We start from the raw sequence: 23,470 nt of genomic DNA on the forward strand, positions 1-23,470 counted from the left end.
GACCCCGTCTCAGCCGATCACGCGCTTGAACGGTGGCAGCGCGTCGATGATGCGCTTGCCGTAGCGGCGGGTCAGCAGCCGCGAATCGAGGATGATCACGCGGCCGGTGTCGGTGGAGGTGCGGATCAGGCGGCCGGCGAACTGGGTCAGCGTGCGCAGCGCGTGCGGAATGGCGATCAGGTTGAAGGCATTGAGCCCGCGCCCCTCGAACCATTCGCTGAGCGTGGCGGTCTGCGGGTCGGTCGGCACCGCGAACGGCACCTGGGTGATCACCACCGTGGTGCAGGCTTCACCGGGCAGGTCGAGGCCTTCGCCGAACGAGTTCAGGCCGAACAGCACCGAGCCTTCGCCTGCCTCAACACGCCGCAGGTGTTCCTCGATCAGGCGGGTCTTGGACATCTCGCCCTGTACCAGCACCTGCTTGCGGCGCGCGGCCGGCATCAGGCCGGCCACCTTCTCCATCTTCCAGCGCGAGGTGAACAGCACCATCGAACCCTTGGCCCAGTCCAGCTCGGTGTCCAGGTAGCGCGCCACTTCGCGGGGATGGCCTTCGCGATCGTCGGGGGTGACCGGAAACTTCGGCACGATCAGCTCGGCCTGGTTGGGCAGGTCGAACGGCGACGACAGCGAGACCATCTCGGCCTCTTCCGGAATGCCGTTGTCGATCGCCAGCGACTGGAAATCGCCACCGCCGGTCAGCGTCGCCGAGGTCATCACCACCGAGTCCACTTCATCCCACAGCAGCTTGCGCAGCACGTGCGCGGCCGACACCGGCGAGCCGTGCAGCACCAGGTCGCCGTCGCGGGTGGCGGTGACCCAGCGCGCCATCGGCGGCGCGCCGTCCTTGTCCTCGCGGCGCCAGGCCTGCCACAGGTTGTACTGCTGCTCGATCATTTCCAGCGCCATGCCCAGGTTGCGCTGCAGGCGCTCGCGCGCGGCATCGTCCGGCTTGCCCTTGGCCACCTGCGCGGTGGCGGCATGCGCCCAGTTGTAGAGGCTGCGGGTATCGTCAGCCAGCGCCTCGATCGGCTCGCGCCAGGCGTCGGGCAGTCGCCCATTGGCCGCGCGCCACATCGGCTCTTCGTCCGCCGGCGCCGGCATCCACACGCGCTCGATATGATCGCGGAACGCGCGCAGCTGCTTGGCCACGTTGCTGGCCACTTCGATCGCTTCGTTCGGCAGCAGGTTGCCGAGGCGGTCCTTGTCGACCGCGCGGTAGGCACCGGCGATCAGGATCTGCAGGCGGCCGGTGCGCTTGGCCATTTCATCCAGCGCCAGGCTGGCCGCGCCCTGGTCGATCGCCACGTTGCCGATGTGATGGCCTTCGTCCAGCACCAGCAGCATGTCCGACGGCGGCGCAATCAACGGCTGGCCGTTGTCGCTGTCACCGATCGACAACGCCGACAGCAGCAGCGCGTGGTTGGTGACCACGATCTGCGCATCGCGCACGGTATTGCGCGAGCGCAGCACCGCGCACTGCGCCGAATACGCACAACGGCGCCCGGCGCAGCCCGAAGCCGGCGTGGTGATGCGGCTGCGCAGGCCGGGGCTGATGGTCTCCGGCGCATTGTCAATGTCGCCATCCCAGCTGCCGCTGGTGAAGGCGTCGGTCAGGCGCTTGGCGATGTCCATCTCGATCGGCGCCAGCGGCCGGTCGAACAGCGGCGCGTCATCCTCGAACATGCCGCCCTGCGAGCCCTCGCCCTGCGCCTCGGCGGCATTGCGCGTGCACAGGTAGCGGGTACGGCCCTTGGCCAGCGCCACGGTCGCCTCCAGGCCGGTGGCCTTGAGGAAGTTGGGAATGTCGCGCTCGACCAGCTGCGACTGCAGCGCCACGGTGCCGGTGCTGATCACCAGCTTCTTCCTGGTGGCCAGCGCGATCGGCACGCCTGCGGTGAGGTAGCCCAGGCTCTTGCCGACGCCGGTGGGCGCCTCGACCACGCCGACGCCGCCACTTTTCGACAGCGCACGCGACACCACGCCGATCATCTGGCTCTGCGAGCGGCGGGTGGAGAAGCCGGGGGTATTGGCCTGCAGCGTGGTGTACGCCTTGCGGATCGCGTCCTTCAAGGCGTCATCGAGCATGCGCGGAGCGGCGACGGTTTCGGTCACGCCGGGAACTACCGTAGCTGGATCAGGCCGGTCATTGTCGCATGGCCGGCCACGACCGCCGCCGCTGCCTGCCTGAACAAGCCAGCGACGACACCCGGCGGCCGGATGAACACGCCGGACGCTGCTGGGGACAGACCAGGGCCGTCACCGGGAGGTCACTGCACCACGTTGCCACGCAGCCGCAGCAGGCGCACCAGCGCCCACACCAGCAGCACCACGCCGATGGCCTCAACCATTGCCAGCGCGAAGTGCAGCACGCCGAGGATGGTGCCGATGCCCGACACGGCGCCGAAGTTGCCGCTGCTGACCAGCCACATCGGCAGGATGCCCGCTGCCAGGCCGCCGAGACTGGACAGCAGCAACAGCAGCAGGCCGGCCAGGGCACCGGTGCGGGTGGCATCGCGCGGCGCGCCGACCACCCAGACCAGGCCGATGCACAGCGCGATCAGCACCGGCAGGCGCACGCCCACCATGCTCAGCACGGTCACCAGCAGGGTTGTGCCGTCCATCGATCAGTCCTCGCCGGCCAGCACGGCCGAGCCCTGGCGCAGCGACTGGTAGACCTCATCGGTCTGCGGGCGCACGCCATGCCACTGCAGGAAGCTCTCGGCGGCCTGTTCGACCAGCATGCCCAGCCCATCCACGGTATTGCGGCAGTTCGACGCGCGTGCCCAGGCCAGGAAGGCGATGGCAGCCTCGCCGTAGTTGAGGTCGACGGCGGTGGTCATCGAGTTGACCAGCGACAGCGGCAGCTTGAACTCGACGTCGCGGTCGCGGCCGGCCGAGGTGGCATTGACGATCAGCTCGAAGTCACCCAGGTCACGCAGGTCTTCCCAGTAGCGGCTGATCGCGCGGCCCGGTTCGCCCATCGCGTCGATCAGTTCATCGGCGCGTTCCGGTGTGCGGTTGACCACCACCAGCTCGGTGATGCCGGCATCGAGCAGCGCCGGCGCGACGCTGCGCGCGGAACCGCCGGCGCCGATCAGCAGCACGCGGCGGCCACGCAGGTCCAGGCCATGGCGGTCGGTCAGGTCACGCACCAGGCCGATGCCATCGGTGGTATCGCCGTGCCAGCGGTCGCCCTTGCGCAGCAGCGTGTTGACCGAGCCGGCGCGGCGCGCGCGCGCGGTCAGGGTGGTGCACACCGAGAACGCGGCTTCCTTGTGCGGCGAGGTGACGTTGGCACCGACACCGCCTTCGGCGGCGAAGGCTTCCAGGCCGGCCAGGAACGCATCAGGGGCCAGGTCGATTGCACGGTAGTCGATGCTGATGCCTTCCTGGCGACCGAACGTCGCGTGGATCTTCGGCGACTTCGAGTGGGCAACGGGGTGTCCGAAGACGGCGTAACGGTCGGTCATGGAATCCTCAAGCTGGCTAGACTGATGCTCTTTCGTGCATGGACCCGGATGATGCGCATCACCCCGCCCCTGCTGGTGCTTGCCGCCAGTCTACTCTCTGCCCCCGTGGCGATGGCGTTGAACGAGTACGGCATCGAAGGCATGGGCGTGGTCTCCACCCGTGCCGACGAGGGCCGCGCCACGATCAGTCCCGATGGTCAGCGCATCGTCTTTGCCCGCCGCGGTGAGGCTGGCTGGGGCCTGTGGGAGGCGCGCGTGGTCGACGGCCGCTGGCAGCAGGCGCAGGCCCTGCCGGTAGGCGTGGCCGGTGAGGTCCGTGATCCCTACTTCAGCCGTGACGGCCACTGGCTGCTGTTCGCGGCCGGCCGCGAGGGCAGGCTGGCGCTGTACCGCGCCGCACTCTCCGCCGATGGCCAGCTGGGCAAGGCGCAGCCTTTGGCGGGCGACGGTGACCGCCGCGAAGAGCGCGGACCAGCCCTGAGCGTGGATGGCAAGCGGCTGTTGTTCGCCCGCCAGCAGGGGCGTGGTGCCGGCTGGGACCTGCTCGTGGCGACGCTGGACGCGCAGGGCGTGCGTGGCCCGGCAACCGCACTGACCGCCTTGAACAGCGGCGACGACGAGACCGACGGCGACTGGCTGGGCAACGACGGCGCGGTGGTGTTCAGCCGCGGCAGCGGCACGACCGCACAGGTGTGGAGCAGCGGCTGCGCGTGGAGTGGCGCGGCCCTGCAGCCGTTGGGACTGTCGTTCAACCAGACCGGCGGCTGGACCGGCGCGCCGGTGATCGACAACGCCAAGCCGGGCGAGATGCTGGTGGCCAGCAGCGCGGCGAAGGCGCCGCGCGCCGGTGGCGTGGACGTGTACCGCTTGGCGGTGCCGAAGGTGGCGGCGGTGGCCGGGTGCGTGCCAGGCGCGCGGTAACGGCAGACGCCAACCAAGGTTGGCGACTACCAGGGCGATGGAGGTGCCAGGTGCGTGCGATAGATCCACGCGATGCGTAGATGATCGCGGGGTAGGTGCCGACCTTGGTCGGCACGCCAAGGTGCCAACCAAGGTTGGCACCCACCCGTCAGCGAGACAACACCTTGGCGCGCTGCTGCTCGTACTCCAGCTCACTCAGCTGGCCGTTGTCCTTGCGCTGGTTCAACGCGGCCAGCTCGGCCTGCACGCTGTCCGGCAGCGCCTGCTCACGGGCCACGTGGCGGGCAGCGGAGAGCTGTTCCGGCGGGCGCTTGCCGGCCCGCCAGGCGGCGATGAAGACACCGACGATGATGGCGCCGAACACCAGTGTTCCGGTGCCCCAGATCAGCCATTGCATCCATCCCAGTTCGGGTGCCATCGCAGTCCTCCGTCTATCGTGTCGCTATTGTCAGCGCTCGCGCAGCCATCGCGCCACCTGCGGCGCGAAATAGGTCAGTACGCCGTCGGCGCCGGCCCGCTTGAAGCCCAGCAGCGACTCCAGCACGCAGGCGCGTTCGTCCAGCCAGCCGTTGGCGAAGGCGGCCTTCATCATCGCGTACTCGCCACTCACCTGATAGGCGAAGGTCGGCACACCGAATGTCTCCTTCACCCGGCGCACCAGGTCCAGGTACGGCATGCCCGGCTTGACCATCACCATGTCGGCGCCCTCTTCCAGGTCCAGCGCGATCTCGCGCAGGGCCTCGTCGCCGTTGGCCGGGTCCATCTGGTAGGTCTTCTTGTCGGCCTTGCCGAGGCTGGCCGCGCTACCCACCGCATCACGGAACGGGCCGTAGAACGCCGAGGCGTACTTGGCCGAGTAGGCCATGATGCGCACGTTGATGTGGTTGTCGGCATCCAGCGCACGGCGGATCGCGCCGATGCGGCCGTCCATCATGTCCGACGGCGAGACGATGTCGACCCCGGCTTCGGCGTGCGACACCGACTGCTTGACCAGCGCTTCCACGGTGATGTCGTTCAGCACGTAGCCCTTGTCATCGATGATGCCGTCCTGGCCGTGGGTGGTGTACGGGTCCAGCGCCACGTCGGTCATCACGCCCAGCTCCGGGAAGCGCGACTTCAGCGCGCGGATCGCACGCTGCGCCAGGCCGTCCTCGGCCCAGGCGGCCGATGCATCCAGCGACTTCAGCGACGGGTCGATCACCGGGAACAGGTCGATCACCGGAATGCCCAGCTCCAGCGCCTCTTCGGCAACCTTCAGCAGTTCTTCGATCGACAGCCGCTCCACGCCCGGCATCGACGGCACTGCGGTGCGGCCGGCCAGTTCGTGCACGAACACCGGGTAGATCAGGTCGTCGGTGGTCAGCGTGTTCTCGCGCATCAGGCGGCGCGAGAACTCGTCGTGGCGCATGCGGCGCGGGCGGTACAGCGGGTGGGACATGGCAGGCTCCGAGGAGTGGCTATTGCAACAGGTAGCCCTGCGGCAGCAGGGGTTCGGGCAACGGGCGTTCGCCGAGCGCATCGAGCTGGTCGATCTCGATCGTGCGCACCAGCGCGTCCAGCGGCAGATCGTTCGGCTCAAGGCCGAAGGGGTCTTCCATTTCTTCGCCCAGCTGGTCCAGGCCGAAGAAGGCATAAGCCAGCACCGCCGACAGCACCGGCGTGCCCCAGCCCAGCGAACTAGCCAGGCCGAACGGCAGCAGCACGCAGAACATCCACGCGCAGCGGTGCAGCAGCAGGGTGTAGGCGAACGGCAGCGGCGTGGTGAGGATGCGCTCGCAGCCGGCCTGGATCGACGACATCGCGTGCAGGCGCTCTTCCAGCTGGGTGTAGAGGATCGGATCGAGCTCACCGCTGCGCAGCGCCTGGGCCAGTTCGGCGGCGATCATCGCCAGCAGCGCGTCGGGCACGTTCTCGCGCTGGCCCAGCTGTTCGCGCTGGCGCTTGTCCAGCCACGGCAGGGCCATCAGCGCCACGATGCGCCCACGCAGGCGCCCGGCCAGGGCGTGGGCGAACGCGGTGGTGACGTAGGCGATGCGGCGACGGCGGCCGGTGTCATCGGCCAGCAGCAGGTTCACCTGGCGGGCCAGCGAACGCGATTCGTAGACCAGCTGGCCCCACAGCTTGCGGCCTTCCCACCAGCGCTCGTAGCAGGCGCTGTTGCGGAAGCTGAGGAAGATCGACAGCACCAAGCCGAGCAGCGTGAACGGCGTGACCGACACGCGTTCGATGCCGGTCGGCGGCGCCAGTTCCACCACCGCAGCCACGGCGATGGACAGGATCAGGATGGCCAGCACCTTGGGCGCGATCGCTTTGACGATCGAACCGCGCAGGATGTACAGCAGTTGCCAGCCGTGGGGACGGGGTCGGATGATCATGGGGCAGCCGCGCCGGGCGCGGATTCACAGGCACGCGGGGGGCTCGCGCAGCCATTCATTGTACGCCCCCGCCCGGCCATCGGCCGTGCGCCTGCGACGCCCTGTCGCACCCGGGCGCGGGCTCAGATGACGCCACCACCCAGGCCGAGGCGGAGGATGCCCACCACCACCACGATGCCGTTCAGGACCAGGCCGGCCCAGGCCCGGCCACGCTTGCTCGGGTGGGTGAACAGGATGCCCAGCGCGGCGATGACCGCGCCCACCGCAGCGAACGGGATAAGGAACCAGTTGCCCCAGCCGAGCAGTGGAATCAGCGCCAGGATCATCCACAACAGCGCCAGTACGCCCCACAACAGACTGATCACGCCCATGCCACTCTCCCGCAGTTGGTTCCTGCCCCAACCATAGACGTTCCCGCTGCCGTCGCCTACTGCCGTTGGCGGGGCTGTCACCCCCGGCGTGCTAGCGTGCTGCCGTGCGTGCCCTGGCCCGGGTGTTGGCGCCGATTCAGAGTGGCCCGCCGATGATCGCAACCAGTCCTACAGGGGTCGTGCCATGAACATCCGTTGGGCCGCGTTGGCGGCCATCCTGCTGGTCGCCGCCGGCTGTGCCAGCACCTCCAAGGTGATGCTGGGCCGCGCCCGCGCACCCATCGATCCGGCACTGGTGCAGATCTATTCGACGCCTCCGGCCGGTTCCCAGGAAATCGCCCAGCTGGAATCGGCGTCCGCCGTCGGCTTCGGCACACAGGGCCAGACCGATGCAGCTGTGGCACGCCTGAAGCGTGAGGCCGCCGCGCTCGGCGCCAATGGCGTGGTGCTGATGGGCGTGGGCAGCAGTGGCTCGCCGGTGGGCATGTCGGTGGGCGCCGGCACGTTCGGCTCGCACGTCGGTGGCGGCGTCGGCATCGGTATTCCGACCACGCAGAAGCGCGCCGCCGGCGTCGCGATCTGGGTGCCGAATCCGGCACCGCCGGCGCGATTGCCGACACAGGTGATTACCCCGCAGCGGTGAGGCGGCAGCGTCACCGCGGGTAGCGCCGGGCCATGCCCGGCAAGCGCTCAGCGGCCCAGATGCCCGTACACCGCGTGGCCGATCTGGAACAGGCTGATGCCCAGCACCAGCACGCCCACGGCCACCAGCACCCAGCGCTCCTTCACCCGCTTGACCAGGATCGCCGCCACCGGCGCGGCCATCATGCCGCCGATCAGCAGGCCGGCGACGATCTGCAGGTGCTGCACGCCCATCGACAACAGGAAGGTCGCTGACACCGTCAACGTGACCACGAACTCGGCTGCGTTGACTGTTCCGATGGTGGTGCGCGCCTGGCCGCCGCGGGCGAGCAGAGTGGACGTGGCGATGGGCCCCCAGCCACCGCCGCCGCTGGCGTCGAGCAGGCCGGCGAAGAAGCCCAGCACCGGCACCCGGCGGATCTCGCCCTTGGGCATCCAGCGCCCAGCGGCGCGGGCCAGGATGATGATCGCCAGCACCAGCAGGTACAGGTAGATCAGTGGCCGGATGATCTCGCCCGGGAGCTGCGTGAGCACGTACGCGCCCAGGGCGCCGCCCACTGCGCCGGGCAGGGCCAGGCGCAGGAACAGGCGCTTATCGACATTTCCGGCTGCGAGGTGCGACACCCCCGAGGCGCCCGTGGTGAACACTTCAGCGGTGTGGATGCTGGCGCTGACCTGCGCCGGCGGCAGGCCCATGCTCAGCATCACCGACGAGGACACCAGGCCGAACGCCATGCCCAGCGCGCCGTCGACCAGCTGTGCGCCCAGGCCGATGAGGATGAACCACCAGAATTCGCTGCTCAGCTCCATGCACCGAGCCTAGCGCGCCAGGGAGTGCGGACCAAGGTCCGCACCCACCGGGTGCTCAACGGTCAACGGGTGCCGTACAGCACCACGGTCTTGCCGCGGGCATGCAGCAGGCCGTCGGTCTGCAGTTTCTTCAGCACGCGGCCGGCCATCTCGCGCGAGCAGCCGACCAGGCGCGCCAGCTCCTGGCGCGATACACGCAGCTGGCTGCCTTGCGGATGGCTCATCGCCTCCGGCTCCTGCGCCAGGTCGTGCAGGGTGCGCACGATCCGGTCGGTCACGTCCAGGAATGCCAGGCGGCTGGCCTTGCGGCTGGTGTCGAGCAGGCGCTTGGAAATCTGCTGGCCCAGAGCATACAGCAGGCGCGGGGCATCGGCCGACAGCGGGCCGAGGAACAGCTGATGCAGGCGCTCGTAGCTGATTTCGGCCAGCTCGCAGGCGGTACGGGTCCGCAGGATCACCTCGCGGCGGTCCGATTCGACGAACAGGCCCATCTCGCCGACGAATTCGCCGGCACCAAAGTAGCCCAGCACCAGCTCGCGATCGTCATCTTCCTCGGCCATGATCGAAACCGAGCCGCTGATGACGTAATACAGGGTTCCCGCCGGGTCCCCGGGCCGGAAGACGTCGGTACGGGTGGGGTATCGCCGCCTGTGGCTGTGCGCCAGGAAACGATCGATTGTGGCGATATCCAGGGCCAGTGGACTGCTAGCTAGGCGCACGGTTGACACGATAGGAGCGCTCCCTCTGCGCATGAACGGATTCACGGGGTCGATAGCGGAGCTTAACCAGCGCAATTGTTAAGGGCAAACAGTGTGCCAGATGTGAGCGCTCTTCACGTTCCCCCCGGGGGCAGTTTGCCCCATAATTCCCCCTTTCCCTTCTTACACAGGAATCGACCGCCGTGGTCAAGCCGTTGCCTCGCCTGAGGCTGCAGGGTTTCAACAACCTCACCAAGGCGCTGAGCTTCAACATCTATGACGTGTGTTACGCGCGCACCGAAGAGGAGCGTCAGCGTTACATTGAATACATCGATGAAGAGTACAACGCCGACAGGCTGACTCAGATCTTGACCGATGTCGCCGAGATCATCGGCGCCAACATCCTGAACGTGGCCCGCCAGGACTACGACCCGCAGGGTGCCTCGGTGACCATCCTGATCTCCGAAGAACCGGTGATCGACAAGAAGCTGGCCGGCAAGGAGCTGATCTCCGACGCCGTGGTCGCGCACATGGACAAGAGCCACATCACGGTCCATACCTACCCGGAGACCCATCCGCAGGAAGGTATCGCGACGTTCCGCGCGGACATCGACGTGGCCACCTGTGGCGTCATTTCCCCGCTGAAGGCCCTGAACTACCTGATCGAGAGCCTGGAATCGGACATCGTGATCATGGACTACCGCGTCCGTGGCTTCACCCGTGATGTGAAGGGCAAGAAGCACTTCATCGACCACAAGATCAACTCGATCCAGAACTTCCTGGCCAAGAACATCAAGTCGCGTTACGAGATGTTCGACGTCAACGTCTACCAGGAAAACATCTTCCACACGAAGATGCACCTGAAGGACTTCGACCTGGACCAGTACCTGTTCGAGGAAAAGGCCAGGAACCTGTCGTTCAAGGAGCGCATGAAGATCGAGGCGCTGCTCAAGCGCGAGATCGAAGAGTTGTTCCACGGCCGGAACCTGTCCGAGTAAGCCCCATGTGCGATGCCCGCAGGCATCGCCACCCAGGCGGGACGACCCGCCCCGTGGAACTGGCGTCGCACGCGCGATTGGCTCCATGGTGATGTACCGACCCACGGCCCGGTGTGAAAACACCGGGCCGTTTCGTTTTTTCCCCAAAAGGTAAGGAGCCCCCCACCCATGCCCTGGATCTACCTGCTGCTGGCCGGCCTGTTCGAGATCGGTTTCGCCCTCGGAATGAAGTACTCCGAAGGCTTCAGCAAACCCCTGCCCACCGTTGCCACGGTGGTGTCCGCCCTGATCAGCCTGTACCTGATGAGCCAGGCGATGAAGAGCATCCCGGTCGGCACGGCCTATGCGATCTGGACCGGCATCGGTGCCATGGGCGTGGCGGTGCTGGGCATCTATCTGTTCAACGACAGTGCGTCGCCGGCCCGCCTGGCCTGCGTGGGCCTGATCGTAGCCGGCGTGATCGGCCTGAAGCTGGTCTCGCCCAACTGATTGATGGCCCGACCAACGGTCGGGCCCCACCGTCGGCCCCCCCGCACCTCCTGGTAGGCCCGCACCGTTGGTGCGGGCGACCCTTCAAATGCGGTAGGCGATGGTCTTCATCACCCTGGAGGCCAGTGCCATCGCGCCCGGAATCGGGAACGGAAGACGGCGTGCGCCGGCCTGCTCGGCGTGCTCGGCATGGCGGGCCTCGTCCTCCTTCATCACCTGGATGACCGCGCGGCTGCGCAGGTCGCCGGGCGGCAGGTCGACCAGATGCTCGTCCAGGTGGGCCTCCACCTGGCGCTCGGTCTCGACCACGAAGCCGAGGTTCCAGCCGTCACCGCGCAGCCCGGCCAGCGTACCGATGGTATAGCTGCCGGCGTACCACAGCGGGTTGAACAGGCTGGGACGGCTGTCCAGTTCGGCCAGCCGGGTGGCACACCAGGCCAGATGGTCGGTCTCTTCCTGGGCCGCTTCCAGCAGGTGTTCACGCGTGGCCGGGTCGCGGGCCACGGCGGCCTGGCCGAAATACAGGCCCTGCGCACAGACTTCGCCGACGTGGTTGATCCGCATCAGGCCGGCGGCATGGCGGCGCTCGGCGCTGCCCATGCCGGGCTCGTCGGTCTCCGCAGCCGGGTAGGGGCGGGCCGCCGGTGGGTTGCCGAACACCGTATCCAGGGCGCGCTGCGCCTCGGTCAGCAGGTGGTCCAGCGGGGTGGTCTGGCGGAGCACGGTCATGGCAGTACGCGGTGGGGCGGAAGTCCCCCGATTCTCGCCCGGCCCTGCGTCCGTGCCAACCCGGCCTGACGGTCCACTTGCAAGTGGCTGGCAAGGCCAGTACAATCCCGCCTCTTGCGCTTCACCTTTTCACAACGCGTGGCAGAGTTCCGGCGAGCCTTTCGCCGCAATGAGCCCGACCTAACCTAGAGTTCTTCATGAGCACTTTCACTGCCAAGAACGAGACCGTCCAGCGCGACTGGTACCTCGTCGACGCCGAGGGCAAGACCCTGGGCCGTCTCGCCACCGAGCTGGCCCGCCGTCTGCGTGGCAAGCACAAGCCGGTCTACACCCCGCACGTTGATACCGGCGACTACCTGGTCGTCATCAATGCAGAAAAGATTGCCGTCACCGGCAAGAAGCTGCAGGACAAGATGTATCACCGTTTCACCGGTTACATCGGCAACCTGAAGACCGAGTCCCTGGCCCAGGCGCTGGAGCGCCACCCGGAGCGCGTGATCGAGATCGCCGTCAAGGGCATGCTGCCGAAGGGCCCGCTGGGTCGCCAGATGTACCGCAAGCTCAAGGTCTACGCCGGCACTGAGCATCCGCACGCCGCACAGCAGCCGCAGGTTCTGGATATCTAATCATGGCTATCACTCAAAACTACGGCACTGGCCGCCGCAAGTCCTCCACCGCTCGCGTGTTCCTGCGCAAGGGTTCGGGCAACATCACCGTCAATGGTCGTCCGCTGGACGAGTTCTTCGGTCGTGAGACCGCGCGCATGATCGTGCGCCAGCCGCTCGAGCTGACCAAGAACACCGAAAGCTTCGACATCCTGGTCACCGCCGCTGGCGGCGGCACCACCGGCCAGGCCGGTGCGATCCGTCTGGGTATCGCCCGTGCGCTGGTCGAGTACGACGAAAGCCTGAAGTCCGAGCTGCGCAAGGCTGGCTTCATGACCCGCGACGCCCGCGAAGTCGAGCGTAAGAAGGTCGGTCTGCACAAGGCCCGCCGCGCCACCCAGTTCTCCAAGCGCTGATCTGCTGCGCCTAGTTGGGCTCCTTCGGGGGCCCGCTGGATGGAAAAGCAAAAGCCCGGCTTCGGCCGGGCTTTTGTCGTTTTGGAGTCAGGCATTTCGTGGTTGCCGGCCAGCGGCCGGCACTACCCGTCTTTTTGCATGTCCGACCCCGGGCCTCTCTCTGGAGAAGAGCCCCCTTGTTGTTCAAGGGGGTGCGCCGACAGGCGCGGGGATAAGGTGGAATGCGTGACCAAATTAAAAGCAAAAGGCCAGATCTTTCGATCTGGCCTTTTGCTTTTAATTTGGCTGCCCCGGATGGATTCGAACCACCGAATGCCTGAGTCAGAGTCAGGTGCCTTACCGCTTGGCGACGGGGCAAAACGTACAACGATTTTCTCACTTATCACGCTGAAAAACAACTTCATTTTCAGTGTGGTGGCTATGGGTGGACTCGAACCACCGACCCCAGCATTATGAGTGCTGTGCTCTAACCGGCTGAGCTACATAGCCTTGGTGAGCCCGCTATTCTGCGGATGTGTACCGTCCCTGTCAACACTTTTGTGCCGTGCTTGTGGGCCGACAGAGGGCGTGGGATAGTCCCGGGCAGTAGATTTTCTTAGGAGTCCGCATCGTGATCGATCCGGACGGCTATCGACCGAACGTCGGCATTGTGCTGATGCGGCAGGACGGCCAGGTGTTCTGGGCACGACGCGTGCGCCGGGATGGTTGGCAGTTCCCGCAAGGGGGCATGAACACCGATGAGACGCCCGTCGAGGCCATGTATCGTGAACTGCAGGAAGAAACCGGCCTGCTGCCTGAGCATGTGGAAGTGCTCGGGGCCACGCCCGGTTGGCTGCGCTACAAGCTGCCGGCGCGGGCCATCCGCCGCAACGAGCGGCAGGTCTGCATCGGCCAGAAGCAGGTCTGGTTCCTGCTGCGCCTGACCGGCGACGAATCCCATGTGAAGCTGGACCACACTGACTCGCCCGAGTTCGATCATTGGCGCTGGGTCGATTTCTGGTACCCGGTGGAGCATGTGGTGGTGTTCAAGCGCGGCGTCTATGCGCGCGCACTGCGTCATCTGGCGCCTTTGGCGCGCGGGGTCGCCGGACAGGGCGTAACCGCCATGCCCAAGAGCGCCGCCGAGGCTTGGATGCCCGGCCACACGGCCGGCCACGACCGCCCGCGCAAGCGCCCGCGGACGCGCGGCTACTGGCCGAAGAAGGCCACGGGTGATGGCCCAGCCAGCTGACGGGCTGAACGGTATCGAGAATGGTTCAGGTCTCTGATTGACAACCATTCTCGTTTCCATTGGAATAGCCATCAGGCCGCTCCTGGCCTGTCAGCCCGGTTCCCGCCTGTGTACGTCTGCATCTGCAACGGAGTCACCGACCACCAGATCCGCGAAGCCGCCAGCCATGGTGTCAGCACGGTGGCCGAACTGACCATGCGGACCGGCTGTGGTGCGACCTGCGGTTCCTGCCTGGACATGGCCGCGGACCTCTTGGCCAAGGCGCGTGCGACCCACGATCTGCCGCTGCCGGTATTGGGCCTGGCCCAGGTTGCCTGATCGTTTCTTCGCGGCGCATTGACGCCGCGCTTTCGCATCCTTCACGCGCGGCCGCACAGGCCAATGCGCACGATTCGCGTTCCTTCACGGCCGCAGGCAAGGCGTTAAAGTGCCTGCGTTTTCAGCGTGCAGGAGCATCCCATGAAGGGCGACACCAAGGTCATCGAATTCCTCAACAAGGTCCTCTACAACGAGTTGACCGCGATCAACCAGTACTTCCTGCACGCCAAGATGCTGAAGAACTGGGGCATCAAGGAACTGGCCGAGCACGAGTACAAGGAATCGATCGACGAGATGAAGCATGCCGACATGCTCGCCGACCGCATCCTGTTCCTCGAAGGCCTGCCGAACTTCCAGGCGCTGGGCAAGCTGCGCATCGGCGAGAACCCGACCGAGATCCTGCAGTGCGACCTGTCGCTGGAGCGCGACGGCGTGGTCACCCTGCGCGAGGCCGTCGCCTATGCCGATTCGGTCGGCGACTATGTCAGCCGCCAGCTGTTCGTGAAGATTCTCGATTCGGAAGAAGAACACATCGACTGGCTGGAAACCCAGCTCGACCTGATCGAGCGCATCGGCGAGCCCAAGTACCTGCTGAGCAAGCTGGAAGAGTGAGTCAGCTGTCCTGGCCGGCACGATGCTGCGCCAGGTAGCCCGTCAGCGCCACACGTGCCCGGGCGAATTCGGCAACCAGCAGCGCGACCGCCACCGCGGGGCGCTGCAGGCTGCCACCACGGGCCTCGCGTTCGATGCGCTGCGCGACCGCCGACAGCGACAGGGCTCCCACGTTCGCACTCGACGATTTCAGGCTGTGCGCGACCGCCTGCAGGCGGGGCTCGTCGCCGCTCTGCGCGGCCTGCTGCAGCTGCTGCACCATCGCTGGCGCATCGTCAAGAAAGACCGACACGATCTGGATGGCGGCGTCGCCGATCACCGCGTGCAGTTCGTCCAGCACATCGCGGTCGAGTACCGGTTGTGGCTTGGAGCCCACTCGGCTGTCATCGTCCTGCAGAGCCGAGCCATGCTCGGCTGATGGAGCCCCGCTGCTGTTGGCCGTCAGCCGAGCCATGCTCGGCTCTGCAGAAGGCCGTGCAGGTGATGCGGCTTTACCGCCACCCCAGCGCTTCAACAGCGCATGCAGCGTGGCGCGGGCGATCGGCTTGGACAGGTAATCGTCCATGCCAGCCTGCAGGCAGCGCTCGCGGTCGCCGGCCATGGCATTGGCGGTCATCGCGATGATCGGCAGGCGCGCTCGCCCGATTTCCGCTTCTTCCGCACGCCAGTGGCGCGTGGCGGCGTAGCCGTCCAGCACCGGCATCTGGCAATCCATCAGCACGATGTCCACGCCGCCTTCGCGAAGAGCGGCCAATGCCTGCTCGCCATCGACGGCGTTGCGCACCTCGCACTGGAATACGCGCAGCAGCTGCTCGGCCACCATCCGGTTGACCGTATTGTCTTCCACCAGCAGCACGCGCAGGTGCAGTGGCGGCAGCACCGGCGCGGGTACCCCATCTCCGGCACTGGAAAGCAGGGCGGCAGGACGGGTAGGCGTGACAGGTGCGGCCAGGAGTGCATGCAGTGCGGCATCGTCGAAGTGCGTGGGCAGCTGGCGCTGGCGCGGTCGTTGCGCTGGTGCGTCATCCTGCAGCCAGAGCACCTGCAGTGCGTCGTCGTCACCGCGCTCGGCCAGTGCCTGCTGCAGCATCGCCTCGCCGCTGCGCCGCGCGCGTGCATCGACCAGCAGCCACGCCGGTGCCGGTTGCCCGGGTTGCGGCGCGGTGCGCAGCTGTTCGACCACGGCGTCCAGCTGGCTCAGCATCTGCACCTGCAGCCCATGGTGGGCGGCGATGCGCTCGATGCGTTTCTGCAGCATTGCATCGGCACTGAACAGCAGCAGCGCTGTCGGCGCGCGGGCCATCGCCGGCAGGTCGCCGGGCACCTTCAGCAGCGGAATCTCGAACCAGAACGTAGCACCCTGGCCGGGCGTGGACTGCACGCCGATCTGCCCGTGCATCAGGTCGATGATGCGCCTGCAGATGGCCAGGCCCAGGCCGGTGCCGCCGTAGATGCGCGTGGTCGAGGCATCGGCCTGGCTGAAGGACTGGAACAGGCGTGCCTGCAGTGCCTCATCGATGCCGATGCCGGTGTCGATGATCTCGAAGCGCAGCTGGTGCTGGGCCGCGCCTTCGCCCAGCCGCTGCACGCGCAGCTGTACCTGGCCGCGTGCGGTGAACTTGATGGCATTGGCCAGAAGATTGCTCAGCACCTGGCGCAGGCGTACCGGGTCGCCGCGCACCGGCAGGCGCACCGACGGGTCAAGCTGCAGGGTCAGGGACAGGCCCTTGGCGTCGGCGGCGCGCTGCATCAGCTGCACCACGCCATCCAGCAGATCGCGCAGGTTGAAGCTGGTGATTTCCAGTTCCAGCGCCTGTGCTTCCAGCCGTGAGTAGTCGAGGATGTCATCGACGATGCGCAGCAGCTGCTGTGAACTGGCCGAAGCGGTGGCCAGCATCTGCCGCTGGTCCTCGCCCAGCGGCCCGTGCGCGATCAGCTCCAGCATCGGCAGGATGCCGTTGAGCGGGGTGCGGATCTCGTGGCTCATGGTGGCCAGGAACTCGCCCTTGGCCAGCACCGCTGCTTCGGCGGCCTGCTTGGCCTGCAGCAGCTGCTGTTCCAGCTGGCCCTGGCGTTCGGTGGTACGGCGCAGCTGGTCGCGTTCGGCGGCGAGCGCATCGTGTGCGCGTTGCAGCCGGGCCAGTGCACGGCTGCGTGCGCGCAGGCGCAGGCCCAACAGCAGCGCCACGGCGGCCGCGGCAAGGGCAACCAGCAGCACGCCCCACAGCGGCACGTCAGAGCACCGCGTTGTGGAAGTCGAAGTTCAGGTCGCTGCCGGCCGACTGCACCATGTTGCCCTGGATGTAGTCGACGCCGCCGACCCACATCGCCGCGGCGGCCTGTGGGTCCTCGATCTGCTGCCCGATGATCTGCAGCCCGGCCGCATGTGCCTGTTCGATCGCCTTGCGCAGTTCCTCGCGCGTGGCCGGGTTGGCATGGCTGCTGGAGAAGCGCGCGGCCATGCGCACGAACGACAGCGGCAGCTGGGTCAGCAGGGCGTCGGCTTCGCCGCTGGGCTCGAACTGGCTCAGGCAGAAGCGCACCCCGGGGCCGGCCATGCGCTGGCAGAACTGTTGCAGCGGCACGGTGTGGATCAGTGCGTCGGGCAGGCGCACGTCGATCACCAGCGCACTGCCCGGCAGGTCACGCTGCTGCAGCGATTCCAGCAGCCAGTCGGCGAAGGCGTCGCGCTGCAGGGTGCGCAGCGACTGCGAGACGAACAGGTTCAGCGGCGGCGTGGCGTGCCGGTAGAGATCCAGCAGGCCCAGCGCGTGGTCCATCACCTGCTGGTCGAGGTCGGCGATACGGCCTGCCGCTTCGGCGGCCGGAATAACCTGGCCGGCCGCCAGCACCGTGCCATCGGCCTGGCGCAGGCGCAGCAGCAGCTGGTACTGCGCGGTGTTGCCACCGGCGACGGCGACGATCGGCTGATAGGCCAGCTCCAGCTGGCCTTCCAGCAGTGCCAGGTGCTCCTGTTCGGTGACGGCCTGGCGGTGCACATGGCCCGCCACACCGGCGCTGAGCAGGCGTGCCTGCAGGGTGGTGCGCTCGATCGCTTCCAGTGCAGCGTTGGCATCGTCGAAGCCCGGCGACAGCGGCGCATAACCCACCACGCCGCGCAGGTGCACCGATTCGTCGTCGCGGATCACGAAGGCACGCGCCGACAGCTGCTCGCGCAGGGAAGCGGCGATGCCTTCCAGGGCATCTTCGTCGGCGTTGCGGGCCAGCAGCAGGAAACTGTTGTCGTTCAGGCGTGCCAGCAGGTGTGGATGGCCGGCCTCGGCCAGGCGCTGCCCGGCCTGTACCATCAGGCGCTCGAAGGCGGCATAACCATAGCGTTCGCGCAGCCCCAGCGCGCTGGCCACTTCGATGAAGAACACACCGCCCCGGTCGCGGTGGGCGAGTGCGGTGTTGAGCTGCTGCAGTACGTGATGGCGCGTCGGCAGGCCGGTTTCCGGATTGCTGGTGGCCGGTACGCCGCTGGCACCGGGCAGGGTCGCGGCCTGCGCACGTGCGCGGCGGATGCGGTTGGCCACGGCGGCGATCAGGTGGCGCGGGCGGATCGGCTTGCTCAGGTAATCGTCGGCGCCGCTGTCGAGCACTTCGAACTGGCGCTCTGGATCCGGATCGCCGCTGAGGAACACGATCGGCAGCAGCTGCAGGCCGGGCTGCTGGCGAATCAGTGCGGTCAGCCGCATGCCATCCAGTCCGGGCAGGTGCAGATCCATCAGGATCAGGTCGGGACGGTGTTCCTTGATCGCCTGCAGCGCGCCATCGGCGTCGCTGTGCACGATCGCCTGCATGCCGGCGCCGTGCAGCACGCTCTGCGCGAACAGGGCCTGGGCGCGGTCGTCCTCGACGATCAGAACGCGGTAGGGCGAATCGGAGGCCAACGGCGCCTGGTCGTTGTTGCCAGCCTCGGCCAGGAAGGCCGGGCCCGGCAGAGGCGGTGGCGCGCTGCCGATCGATGCGGGCATGTCGGAGCTGGCCAGCGGCGGAACCACTGCGGGTACTGCGGCGACCGCGCTCGCCGGCTCCGCGGCCCAGCGTTGCCAATGATCGGCCGGAGGGGATTCAGCGCGTCCCGGGCGGGCGCCCGCGGGGGATTCGTTTGCGGCCATCGGTGCTCCTGGTGTTCGCGTCCATTATGCGACAAGCCCGAGGTTCAACCGGTACCCGGCTGGCGCGGACCGTCCGGCGACGCACTGCGTGCCAGCCAGCGCACGCCCTTCCACAAGGTGCGCCAGACCAGCCACACCAGCAGCGCGCCCGCCAGGCTGCAGGCCAGCACCACGATCAGCGCGATCCACGGGTGTGCCAGGGCCAGGGCCAGGCCCCCGACCACCACGGTGTCCTCGGCGGCGGAGGCCACCCAGTTGCTGGCAGGCTCGGGCGAGGTATTGAGCAGGGCACGGGTGCCGGCTTTCAGTCCATGGCTGGCCAGCGCGACACCGGCACCGGCAGCAAGTGCGCCGGTACCCAGCTGCCCATCCGGCGACAGCGTGGCTGCGGCAAGGAAGGCACCTGCGGGTACACGTGCCAGGGTCTGCACCAGGTCCCACGCCGAGTCCACGCCGGGAATCTTGTCGGCGAAGAATTCGGTCACCGCCAGCGCCGCCGAAGTGCCCAGCACCCACCACGATTCAGTAGCCTGCAGGGCCGGTGGCAGGTCGACCCAGCCGAGCAGGCCGGCCAGGCCGACACCGAACACGGTGAGGTAGACGCGGATGCCGGCCAGCCAGGCCAGCAGGATGCCGATCACGAACAGGTGGGCTTCGGTCATGGCGATGCTCCGGCGACGGAACTGTGCAGGGAACCACACTATCGACGATGGCATGCCTGAACGCCACAGACCGTGGCTCGCTGCTGCGCAGGAAACCCACCCGTCCTGTCATACACTAGCCCGTCGTTTGCCACAGGGGCCGTACCGGTGTCGCCCTTGCGATACCCCGGAAACCACCCATGACCAACCGTCCTCCCATGCGCGTGCAGGTCCGCCTGCCCGGCGCGCCGCAACCGCCTGCCGACCGTCGCCGCCTGCTGGTGATCGGCGGCATCTGGCTGCTCAGCCTGGTGCTGGCCGTGCTCGGTGGCTGCTGGATGGCCACCCCGCGCGATGCCCAGGGCCAGCGCCTGCAGGCCGCCGAGAAGCGTGCCGAGACGCTGCAGGCGCAGCTGACCGAACTGCGCCAGAAGCAGGCCACGCTGGAAGCCTCCGACCGCATCAGCCGCGCTGCCAACACCGAGGTGCAGTCCTCGCTGGCCGAGCGCGATGAGGAAATCGCCGGCCTGCGTGCCGACGTTGCCTTCTATGAGCGCCTGGTGGGTTCGACCAGCCAGCGCAAGGGCCTGAACACCCATTCGATCGAGTTCAGCCCGGAAGCGGCCGGCACGTGGCAATACACCGCCGTGCTGACCCAGAACCTCAACCGCGGCGCCATCAGCCAGGGGCAGATGCGCTTCACCGTGGAAGGCGTCAGGAACGGCAAGCTGGCCACGATCAGCTGGGATGATCTGCACCAGCGCAGCAAGGTACCGGGACAGGATTACTCGTTCCGGTACTTCCAGCAGCTCACCGGCAGCGTGATGCTGCCGGCTGACTTCACCCCGCAACGCGTGCGGGTGACATTGGGGAGTGGTACGGGGGGTACCACCCAGGTATTCGACTGGAAACAGGCCGGTGCGCCGGCCGCCAAAGGGGAGTAGGCAGATGTTCGGAAGCAGCAAATCCAACCGTGAAGGCCAGCTGGTGGTGGATGCCCTGATCGGCAACCAGGTGGTGATCCGCGGTGATGTGGAATTCAGTGGTGGCCTGTACGTGGAAGGCCGCATCCATGGCAAGGTGATCGCCGCCGAAGGCGCCAGTGGCGCGACCCTGACGGTCGCCGAGCACGGCGTGATCGAGGGCGAAATCCGGGCCCAGGTGGTGGTCATCAGCGGTCGCCTGGACGGCGATGTACACGCCACCGAGAAGGTCGAGTTGACCCCGAGCGCACGGGTCAATGGCAACGTCCATTACCAGGTGGTGGAGATGAATGCGGGCGCCCAGCTGAACGGCCGCCTGATCCATGCCAGCGCCCCGGTGGCGGCCCTGCCGGCGCCGGAAGGCGATGAGGCCAATGGCGGCAAGGGCGACACTGCTGCACGCCGCAAGCTGGCCGAGGCGATGGCTTGAAAGCCATCCCCGGCACCCCCATGCTGGCATCATGAGCACGCTAGTCTCCCTGCCCGGCGCCACTCCGGTTGCCGCGCCCGATTACCAGTCGCTGGAGCGCCCGCTGAACTTCACCGAGTCGGCGGCCGCCAAGGTCAAATCCCTGATCCAGGAAGAGGGCAACCCCGACCTGGCCCTGCGTGTTTACATCGAGGGCGGCGGCTGTTCGGGCTTCCAGTACGGGTTCGAGTTCGACGAGAACCGTGCCGAGGATGACCTGGCGGTACAGACCAGCGGGGTGACCCTGCTGGTCGATCCGATGAGCCTGCAGTACCTGATGGGCGCAGAGGTGGATTACACCGAGAGCCTGACCGGTGCGCAGTTCGTGATCCGCAACCCGAACGCGAAGACCACCTGCGGCTGCGGCAGCAGCTTCAGCATGTAAGAGCCCTGTGGCCAGGATGTGCCAACCAAGGTTGGCACCTGTCAGAGCGGATCCGTAGATCCACGCCATGCGTGGATGCTCTGTGCCCTCCAGCCCACAACAGCAGATTGCGCACAGCGCCGACCTTGCCACCCGCATCGATTGGCGGCACGCTTGCCGGATGCCCAATACTTCTTCGCCGCTTTCCGGTTTTGCCTTCGTTGGCGAACCGCTGGAGCGCGCCGATGCCCTGCGCGACGATGCCGATGCACTGGCGCGCCTGTGGCCGGGCGCGCGCATTCTCGTGCTCGATCAGGACGGCAGCGCCTTCACCGGCGATGACGACCAGCCGCTGGCGCTGACCGGCGCCGACGTCGGGGGTGGTCCCGGCTCCGCGATCTTCCTCGGCCTGCGCGGGGAACAAGCGTGGTTCTCGGTTGAAGCCGCCAGCGTCACCGTCACCGCACCACGTCGCCTCGACCTGCGCCAGGCCGCTCTGCTGTGGTCGATGGCCGATGCGACCGCCTTCAGCTATGCCCGCGGCATGTCCTACTGGCACTCGCGCACCCGCTTCTGCGGTGTGTGCGGCGGCGCCGTGGCGTTTGCCCGCGGCGGCTTCGTCGGCCGTTGCGCGCAGTGTTCCACCGAGCACTACCCGCGTGTCGATCCCGCCGTGATCGTCGCCGTGGAGAACCAGGGCCGGCTGCTGCTGGGCCGGCAGTCGAACTGGGCCCCGCGTCGTTACTCGGTGCTGGCTGGCTTCGTCGAACCCGGCGAGACGTTCGAGCAGACCGTGGTGCGTGAAGTGCACGAGGAGAGCAAGGTGCGGGTGACCGCCTGCCAGTACCTCGGTTCGCAGCCGTGGCCTTTCCCCGGCGCGCTGATGATCGGTTTCCGTGCACAGGCGCAGGATGACCTGCCGACTGTGGATGGCGAACTGGAAGACGCGCGCTGGTTCACTGCCGATGAGGTTGGCGCAGCATTGGCACGCGATTTGGACGACGATGGCCAGGGCATCCGCCTGTCGCCGCCGATCTCGATTTCGCGCGGCCTGATCGAACACTGGTACCGCGAGCAGCAGGGCTGAACCGGGCTGCGGCCGGGCCGGTTGTGGCTGCTGTATTGCCGCCACCTGAACACGGCCCGGGTTACAGTCCGGTTCACCGCTGAGGGGCGCCGCTGCGACAGGTAAGGTAACGGCGCCGAGCGTTCCGTTTCGTAGGGAGACCTGCCATGTTCACCACTCTGGCCGCCGTGCTGGTGGCACTGGCCCTGGGCCATGTTGCCCCGGCCGCTGCCGCCTCGCTGCGCCGTTTCGACGGCTTCCGGCGCTGGCTGGGCTGGCTGGACGCGCATGGCGGAAAGGCGTGGCAGGCACCGGCCGGTGTTGCATTGGCACTGCTGCCGCCGCTGCTGCTGATGGCGCTGCTGGCATGGCTGCTGCGCGGGGTGCTGTTCGGGCTGCCGTCGCTGATGCTGGGCGTGGCGGTGCTGGCCTGGTGCTGGGGGCCGCGTGATCTGGATCGTGATATCGAAGCGATCATCGATGCGGACGACGCCGCAACGCGTCAGGCCGCCGTGCGCAACCTGCAGGCGGCCGGTGGCAGCCTGCGCGAAGACGTGCCGTCGCTGGTCGAGGCCACCGTGCTCAACGCGCTGCGGCGCTGGTTCGCGGTGCTGTTCTGGTTCCTGCTGCTGGGCCCGGCCGGTGCGCTGGGGTACCGGCTGCTGGCGCTGATGGCGGAAAGCCCGATGCGTGCCCGCGTGCCGGTGGAGCCGCTGGCGCTGGCGCAGCGCCTGCTGGGCTGGATCGAGTGGCCGGTGGCGCAGCTGATGGCGTTTTCGATGGCGCTGGTGGGCAACTTCGATACGGCGTGGAAGGCGTGGCGCCAGGCGCATGGCGAGCGGCTGGCCGGCACCATCGGGTTCCTGGGCGCGGTGGCGCGGGCCAGCGTCAACGCCGAGCTGCGCGAAGATGCGCACGATTACACCGAGGCCGGGCTGTTGCCGGTGTGGCAGCGGCTGCCGGACCTGCGTGATGCGATGAGCCTGGTGTGGCGGATGCTGCTGCTGTGGCTGGCGATCCTCGCCCTGCTGGTGATTGCAGGCTGGGTGACGTAGGTGTTCTGGCAGGGCTTGCAGCCCTGCACCTGCAGAGGCCAAAGCCAAAGCCAAAGCGGCTCTGGGTTGCTGAGGGTTGGGCGGGG

Annotated in this window: 27 protein-coding genes and 2 tRNA genes; 14 read left to right on the forward strand and 15 right to left on the reverse strand. The window is 67.5% G+C overall.

Going from position 1 to position 23,470, the window contains the following annotated elements; all coding sequences use genetic code 11:
* Positions 1-9: 9 nt before the first annotated feature.
* From dinG to aroE, 3 genes are all read right to left on the reverse strand, one after another.
* Positions 10-2,085: an ATP-dependent DNA helicase DinG gene (dinG, locus tag ROV95_RS20185; protein WP_312546111.1), complete on the reverse strand. Its 2,076-nt coding sequence runs from the start codon at positions 2,083-2,085 to the stop codon at positions 10-12.
* 182 nt (positions 2,086-2,267) lie between these two features.
* Positions 2,268-2,621, reverse strand: a complete 354-nt coding sequence (locus ROV95_RS20190) for a hypothetical protein (protein WP_134730918.1) — start codon at positions 2,619-2,621, stop codon at positions 2,268-2,270.
* A gap of 3 nt (positions 2,622-2,624) precedes the next feature.
* Positions 2,625-3,470: a shikimate dehydrogenase gene (aroE, locus tag ROV95_RS20195; RefSeq protein ID WP_312546085.1), complete on the reverse strand. Its 846-nt coding sequence runs from the start codon at positions 3,468-3,470 to the stop codon at positions 2,625-2,627.
* Between the two features lie 48 nt (positions 3,471-3,518).
* Between aroE and ROV95_RS20200 the strand changes: the two genes are divergently transcribed.
* A complete protein-coding gene (locus ROV95_RS20200) occupies positions 3,519-4,391 on the forward strand; it encodes a hypothetical protein (RefSeq protein ID WP_312546112.1) in 873 nt (290 codons plus the stop codon).
* A gap of 148 nt (positions 4,392-4,539) precedes the next feature.
* On the opposite strand, the gene ROV95_RS20205 is transcribed toward ROV95_RS20200, so the two are convergent.
* From ROV95_RS20205 to ROV95_RS20220, 4 genes are all read right to left on the reverse strand, one after another.
* Positions 4,540-4,809: a hypothetical protein gene (locus ROV95_RS20205; protein ID WP_019661663.1), complete on the reverse strand. Its 270-nt coding sequence runs from the start codon at positions 4,807-4,809 to the stop codon at positions 4,540-4,542.
* A 30-nt stretch (positions 4,810-4,839) separates the two neighbouring features.
* Entirely contained in the window at positions 4,840-5,829 is a 990-nt protein-coding gene (gene hemB, locus ROV95_RS20210; protein ID WP_006400669.1) for a porphobilinogen synthase, read from the reverse strand.
* Positions 5,830-5,848: 19 nt separating this feature from the next.
* A complete protein-coding gene (locus tag ROV95_RS20215; RefSeq protein WP_019661664.1) occupies positions 5,849-6,766 on the reverse strand; it encodes a bestrophin family ion channel in 918 nt (305 codons plus the stop codon).
* A gap of 122 nt (positions 6,767-6,888) precedes the next feature.
* Entirely contained in the window at positions 6,889-7,137 is a 249-nt protein-coding gene (locus tag ROV95_RS20220) for a hypothetical protein (protein ID WP_006475755.1), read from the reverse strand.
* A 184-nt stretch (positions 7,138-7,321) separates the two neighbouring features.
* Between ROV95_RS20220 and ROV95_RS20225 the strand changes: the two genes are divergently transcribed.
* The gene (locus tag ROV95_RS20225; protein WP_010482223.1) at positions 7,322-7,780 is read left to right on the forward strand and encodes a hypothetical protein; all 459 of its coding nucleotides are present in this window, start codon (positions 7,322-7,324) and stop codon (positions 7,778-7,780) included.
* Positions 7,781-7,827: 47 nt separating this feature from the next.
* On the opposite strand, the gene ROV95_RS20230 is transcribed toward ROV95_RS20225, so the two are convergent.
* Positions 7,828-8,589: a sulfite exporter TauE/SafE family protein gene (locus tag ROV95_RS20230; RefSeq protein WP_019661505.1), complete on the reverse strand. Its 762-nt coding sequence runs from the start codon at positions 8,587-8,589 to the stop codon at positions 7,828-7,830.
* Positions 8,590-8,651: 62 nt separating this feature from the next.
* Positions 8,652-9,341: a cAMP-activated global transcriptional regulator CRP gene (gene crp / locus ROV95_RS20235; protein WP_010482649.1), complete on the reverse strand. Its 690-nt coding sequence runs from the start codon at positions 9,339-9,341 to the stop codon at positions 8,652-8,654.
* Between the two features lie 149 nt (positions 9,342-9,490).
* Here crp and speD point away from each other — a divergent pair, with 149 nt between their 5' ends.
* Together speD and sugE are read left to right on the forward strand one after the other, a co-directional pair.
* The gene (gene speD / locus ROV95_RS20240; protein ID WP_019661504.1) at positions 9,491-10,285 is read left to right on the forward strand and encodes an adenosylmethionine decarboxylase; all 795 of its coding nucleotides are present in this window, start codon (positions 9,491-9,493) and stop codon (positions 10,283-10,285) included.
* Between the two features lie 168 nt (positions 10,286-10,453).
* Complete coding sequence (sugE, locus tag ROV95_RS20245; RefSeq protein WP_005419816.1) at positions 10,454-10,774, forward strand: quaternary ammonium compound efflux SMR transporter SugE; 321 nt, start codon at positions 10,454-10,456, stop codon at positions 10,772-10,774.
* Between the two features lie 84 nt (positions 10,775-10,858).
* Here sugE and coq7 read toward each other — a convergent pair whose 3' ends face one another.
* Positions 10,859-11,503, reverse strand: a complete 645-nt coding sequence (gene coq7, locus ROV95_RS20250; protein ID WP_019661503.1) for a 2-polyprenyl-3-methyl-6-methoxy-1,4-benzoquinone monooxygenase — start codon at positions 11,501-11,503, stop codon at positions 10,859-10,861.
* 197 nt (positions 11,504-11,700) lie between these two features.
* Here coq7 and rplM point away from each other — a divergent pair, with 197 nt between their 5' ends.
* Positions 11,701-12,129, forward strand: coding sequence for a 50S ribosomal protein L13 (gene rplM / locus ROV95_RS20255; protein ID WP_005414692.1), 429 nt, complete (start codon positions 11,701-11,703; stop codon positions 12,127-12,129).
* A gap of 2 nt (positions 12,130-12,131) precedes the next feature.
* Positions 12,132-12,524 (forward strand): 30S ribosomal protein S9, encoded by a 393-nt coding sequence (rpsI, locus tag ROV95_RS20260; protein ID WP_019661502.1) that lies wholly within the window; start codon positions 12,132-12,134, stop codon positions 12,522-12,524.
* Positions 12,525-12,806: 282 nt separating this feature from the next.
* Here the strand turns inward: rpsI and ROV95_RS20265 are convergent.
* A tRNA-Gln gene (locus tag ROV95_RS20265) sits at positions 12,807-12,881 on the reverse strand.
* A gap of 55 nt (positions 12,882-12,936) precedes the next feature.
* A tRNA-Met gene (locus ROV95_RS20270) sits at positions 12,937-13,013 on the reverse strand.
* A 121-nt stretch (positions 13,014-13,134) separates the two neighbouring features.
* Here ROV95_RS20270 and ROV95_RS20275 point away from each other — a divergent pair.
* The 3 genes from ROV95_RS20275 (at position 13,135) to bfr (ending at position 14,685) form a co-directional block, all read left to right on the forward strand.
* Positions 13,135-13,755 (forward strand): RNA pyrophosphohydrolase, encoded by a 621-nt coding sequence (locus ROV95_RS20275; RefSeq protein ID WP_019661501.1) that lies wholly within the window; start codon positions 13,135-13,137, stop codon positions 13,753-13,755.
* Between the two features lie 108 nt (positions 13,756-13,863).
* Positions 13,864-14,073 (forward strand): bacterioferritin-associated ferredoxin, encoded by a 210-nt coding sequence (locus ROV95_RS20280; RefSeq protein ID WP_019661500.1) that lies wholly within the window; start codon positions 13,864-13,866, stop codon positions 14,071-14,073.
* Positions 14,074-14,214: 141 nt separating this feature from the next.
* Positions 14,215-14,685, forward strand: coding sequence for a bacterioferritin (gene bfr / locus ROV95_RS20285; protein WP_005414691.1), 471 nt, complete (start codon positions 14,215-14,217; stop codon positions 14,683-14,685).
* 1 nt (position 14,686) lies between these two features.
* Here bfr and ROV95_RS20290 read toward each other — a convergent pair whose 3' ends face one another.
* The 3 genes from ROV95_RS20290 to ROV95_RS20300 are packed head-to-tail and all read right to left on the reverse strand — an operon-like array spanning position 14,687 to position 19,468.
* On the reverse strand, positions 14,687-16,918 hold the full coding sequence (locus tag ROV95_RS20290) for an ATP-binding protein (protein ID WP_312546091.1): 2,232 nt from the start codon (positions 16,916-16,918) through the stop codon (positions 14,687-14,689).
* A 1-nt stretch (position 16,919) separates the two neighbouring features.
* On the reverse strand, positions 16,920-18,806 hold the full coding sequence (locus tag ROV95_RS20295; RefSeq protein WP_164144954.1) for an EAL domain-containing protein: 1,887 nt from the start codon (positions 18,804-18,806) through the stop codon (positions 16,920-16,922).
* 44 nt (positions 18,807-18,850) lie between these two features.
* Entirely contained in the window at positions 18,851-19,468 is a 618-nt protein-coding gene (locus ROV95_RS20300) for a DUF4126 domain-containing protein (protein ID WP_019661497.1), read from the reverse strand.
* A 179-nt stretch (positions 19,469-19,647) separates the two neighbouring features.
* On the opposite strand from ROV95_RS20300, the gene ROV95_RS20305 reads away from it, so the two are divergent.
* From ROV95_RS20305 to ampE, 5 genes are all read left to right on the forward strand, one after another.
* Positions 19,648-20,391, forward strand: a complete 744-nt coding sequence (locus ROV95_RS20305) for a DUF6776 family protein (RefSeq protein ID WP_019661496.1) — start codon at positions 19,648-19,650, stop codon at positions 20,389-20,391.
* A 4-nt stretch (positions 20,392-20,395) separates the two neighbouring features.
* Positions 20,396-20,860 (forward strand): polymer-forming cytoskeletal protein, encoded by a 465-nt coding sequence (locus tag ROV95_RS20310; protein WP_312542416.1) that lies wholly within the window; start codon positions 20,396-20,398, stop codon positions 20,858-20,860.
* Positions 20,861-20,891: 31 nt separating this feature from the next.
* A complete protein-coding gene (gene erpA / locus ROV95_RS20315; protein WP_312546093.1) occupies positions 20,892-21,284 on the forward strand; it encodes an iron-sulfur cluster insertion protein ErpA in 393 nt (130 codons plus the stop codon).
* Between the two features lie 160 nt (positions 21,285-21,444).
* Entirely contained in the window at positions 21,445-22,350 is a 906-nt protein-coding gene (nudC, locus tag ROV95_RS20320; RefSeq protein ID WP_312546095.1) for an NAD(+) diphosphatase, read from the forward strand.
* Positions 22,351-22,496: 146 nt separating this feature from the next.
* Positions 22,497-23,384: a regulatory signaling modulator protein AmpE gene (gene ampE / locus ROV95_RS20325; protein WP_227845010.1), complete on the forward strand. Its 888-nt coding sequence runs from the start codon at positions 22,497-22,499 to the stop codon at positions 23,382-23,384.
* The last annotated feature ends 86 nt before the right edge of the window (positions 23,385-23,470 follow it).

The organism is Stenotrophomonas maltophilia group sp. msm1 (assembly GCF_032025805.1).
GTDB lineage: Bacteria > Pseudomonadota > Gammaproteobacteria > Xanthomonadales > Xanthomonadaceae > Stenotrophomonas > Stenotrophomonas hibiscicola.

Excerpts from the sequence above, each read along its gene's own strand:
- ROV95_RS20215 (WP_019661664.1), bottom strand. The coding sequence starts at position 6,766 with ATGATCATCCGACCCCGTCCCCACGGCTGGCAACTGCTGTACATCCTG.
- ROV95_RS20300 (WP_019661497.1), bottom strand. The coding sequence starts at position 19,468 with ATGACCGAAGCCCACCTGTTCGTGATCGGCATCCTGCTGGCCTGGCTG.
- aroE (WP_312546085.1), bottom strand. The coding sequence starts at position 3,470 with ATGACCGACCGTTACGCCGTCTTCGGACACCCCGTTGCCCACTCGAAG.
- ROV95_RS20295 (WP_164144954.1), bottom strand. The coding sequence starts at position 18,806 with ATGGCCGCAAACGAATCCCCCGCGGGCGCCCGCCCGGGACGCGCTGAA.
- ROV95_RS20220 (WP_006475755.1), bottom strand. The coding sequence starts at position 7,137 with ATGGGCGTGATCAGTCTGTTGTGGGGCGTACTGGCGCTGTTGTGGATG.
- ROV95_RS20310 (WP_312542416.1), top strand. The coding sequence starts at position 20,396 with ATGTTCGGAAGCAGCAAATCCAACCGTGAAGGCCAGCTGGTGGTGGAT.
- crp (WP_010482649.1), bottom strand. The coding sequence starts at position 9,341 with ATGCGCAGAGGGAGCGCTCCTATCGTGTCAACCGTGCGCCTAGCTAGC.
- nudC (WP_312546095.1), top strand. The coding sequence starts at position 21,445 with ATGCCCAATACTTCTTCGCCGCTTTCCGGTTTTGCCTTCGTTGGCGAA.
- ROV95_RS20230 (WP_019661505.1), bottom strand. The coding sequence starts at position 8,589 with ATGGAGCTGAGCAGCGAATTCTGGTGGTTCATCCTCATCGGCCTGGGC.
- ROV95_RS20225 (WP_010482223.1), top strand. The coding sequence starts at position 7,322 with ATGAACATCCGTTGGGCCGCGTTGGCGGCCATCCTGCTGGTCGCCGCC.
- sugE (WP_005419816.1), top strand. The coding sequence starts at position 10,454 with ATGCCCTGGATCTACCTGCTGCTGGCCGGCCTGTTCGAGATCGGTTTC.
- ROV95_RS20305 (WP_019661496.1), top strand. The coding sequence starts at position 19,648 with ATGACCAACCGTCCTCCCATGCGCGTGCAGGTCCGCCTGCCCGGCGCG.
- ROV95_RS20200 (WP_312546112.1), top strand. The coding sequence starts at position 3,519 with ATGATGCGCATCACCCCGCCCCTGCTGGTGCTTGCCGCCAGTCTACTC.
- erpA (WP_312546093.1), top strand. The coding sequence starts at position 20,892 with ATGAGCACGCTAGTCTCCCTGCCCGGCGCCACTCCGGTTGCCGCGCCC.
- ampE (WP_227845010.1), top strand. The coding sequence starts at position 22,497 with ATGTTCACCACTCTGGCCGCCGTGCTGGTGGCACTGGCCCTGGGCCAT.
- hemB (WP_006400669.1), bottom strand. The coding sequence starts at position 5,829 with ATGTCCCACCCGCTGTACCGCCCGCGCCGCATGCGCCACGACGAGTTC.
- bfr (WP_005414691.1), top strand. The coding sequence starts at position 14,215 with ATGAAGGGCGACACCAAGGTCATCGAATTCCTCAACAAGGTCCTCTAC.
- dinG (WP_312546111.1), bottom strand. The coding sequence starts at position 2,085 with ATGCTCGATGACGCCTTGAAGGACGCGATCCGCAAGGCGTACACCACG.
- coq7 (WP_019661503.1), bottom strand. The coding sequence starts at position 11,503 with ATGACCGTGCTCCGCCAGACCACCCCGCTGGACCACCTGCTGACCGAG.
- ROV95_RS20190 (WP_134730918.1), bottom strand. The coding sequence starts at position 2,621 with ATGGACGGCACAACCCTGCTGGTGACCGTGCTGAGCATGGTGGGCGTG.
- rplM (WP_005414692.1), top strand. The coding sequence starts at position 11,701 with ATGAGCACTTTCACTGCCAAGAACGAGACCGTCCAGCGCGACTGGTAC.
- rpsI (WP_019661502.1), top strand. The coding sequence starts at position 12,132 with ATGGCTATCACTCAAAACTACGGCACTGGCCGCCGCAAGTCCTCCACC.
- ROV95_RS20205 (WP_019661663.1), bottom strand. The coding sequence starts at position 4,809 with ATGGCACCCGAACTGGGATGGATGCAATGGCTGATCTGGGGCACCGGA.